Source organism: Acinetobacter sp. YT-02 (assembly GCF_002412355.1).
Taxonomy (GTDB): domain Bacteria; phylum Pseudomonadota; class Gammaproteobacteria; order Pseudomonadales; family Moraxellaceae; genus Acinetobacter; species Acinetobacter towneri.
Map to the genome: position 1 here is coordinate 1 of NZ_NOZT01000098.1, position 1,929 is coordinate 1,929.

A 1,929-nucleotide genomic window follows, 5' to 3' on the forward strand; every position below is an offset into this window, starting at 1 on the left:
TATGCAGTTCGCTTATATGAGTTATTGATCTGCTGGAGAACAACAGGAAAGACACCAGTTATTGACTTAACCGAATTCAGAAAGCGCATAGGCGTGTTAGATACTGAATATCAGCGTATGGATGTGTTTAAACGTGGTGTTTTGGAGCTAGCATTGAAACAAGTCAACGAACATACAGACATCACAGCTACCTACGAACAGCACAAAAAAGGGCGGACAATCACAGGGTTTTCATTCAAGTTTAAGCAGAAGAAAAAAACAGAACCTGAAACGCCAAAAAACAGCGATTCTAGCCAACGTATCGAAAAGCCTAGTCAAATCCCTGCCAACATCGTAAAACAACCTGAAAACGCAAATTTGAGCGATTTACAGCATCGAGCAAGCAAGATTACAGGGTTAATCATGTCTAACCGTCTATCAGATCGGTTTAAACAAGGTGATGAATCAATCATGCAGATGATGGCACGTATTCAAAGTGAGATTACAACCGATTCAATAGCCGACCAATGGCAATCAAAATTAGAAGAATTTGGCGTAGTTTTTTAGTCTGTCACGTAGCAATCACGTAGAAAATTATGCTTGAAAGGCTTGCTGTTATTAAATTTCAAAAAGCGTCACTACTGATAGTGACGCTTTTTTTGTTTTTCAAAGAAAGTAATTAGCGAGTGTCTACGAGCGACACAATGAAAGCTCGATTATTCCCCCTCTGAAAAACAGCTTTTAAAATATTGGCTGCTAGATGGTTTTACTATCGTGAGCTTTTGCTTTTGAAAAGACACGAGCGCAGCGAGTGCCATTATCCCATAATATTGTAATCGAGGGTTTTACCTCTAAATTACACTTTTTTTAGCCAAAAAACAGCCATGTAATGTAGTAAAAGAATTATTGAATTTGAGCCATTTTTTTAGTTTTTACCATAGCGCAGCTATGGTCAACTTGCAAAGCAAGTTTAAGGTGTTCTAGACGGTATTTGTAAGTGGGTAATAAGTAGTTCCTAGGTGACAGAATTTCATACTTCCCGATTTCCGTTTTTGCTTTTGATTTTGCTTTTAAAAAAGTCGGCGATAGCCGTCATTGTTGCTTTTGCTTTTGATTTTTCTGATAGCTCAACTGTCATTTGCTAAAAATTGCCCCTGACGTAACGAAGTGAAGTCAAAAAAGTTTGAGCTTTAGCGAAAACATAGGGCAATTTTCATGGTGGAAATGGGCTTTTAAGGTTTTTAAATGCTTTTAAATGCTTTTAGACATGCTGAAACGCAAGCCTAGCAAGGCATACAGAGGGCATTTAACACCGTTTACCTACCAATACCCCACCGTTTACCTACCAATACCCCACCGTTTACCTACCAATACCCCACCGTTTACCTACCTTAATACACAATAATATTTTTATGTGGTATAACGTAATAAAATATATAGGTGGTTTATGAGTGATTTAATAGTAAAAGATAACGCCCTAATGAACGCTAGTTATAACTTAGACTTGGTTGAACAGCGGTTAATTCTTTTAGCTATCCTTGAAGCTAGAGAATCAGGCAAAGGAATTAACGCAAATGACCCTCTTACAGTCCATGCAGAGAGTTATATCAATCAATTTGGTGTAGCTAGACAGACTGCTTATCAAGCCCTAAAAGATGCCTGCAAAGATTTATTTGCCCGTCAATTCAGCTATCAAGAAAAGCGTGAACGTGGACGAGCTAATATTACAAGTCGTTGGGTCAGCCAAATTGCTTACATTGATGAAACTGCAACGGTTGAGGTTATTTTCGCCCCTGCGGTTGTTCCACTGATCACAAGGTTAGAGGAACAATTCTCGAAGTACGATATTGAACAAATTAGTAGTCTATCGAGTGCCTATGCAGTTCGCTTATATGAGTTATTGATCTGCTGGAGAACAACAGGAAAGACACCAGTTATTGACTTAACCGA

General features: G+C 38.5%; 1 protein-coding gene and 1 pseudogene. Both read left to right on the forward strand.

Annotation, left to right across the window (positions count from 1 at the left end):
• Positions 1-546, forward strand: a pseudogene (locus CF596_RS14440) (RepB family plasmid replication initiator protein); the annotation flags it as partial.
• An 880-nt stretch (positions 547-1,426) separates the two neighbouring features.
• Positions 1,427-1,929 (forward strand): replication initiation protein RepM (repM, locus tag CF596_RS14445; protein ID WP_143228719.1); only part of this gene is annotated, 503 nt, incomplete at its 3' end.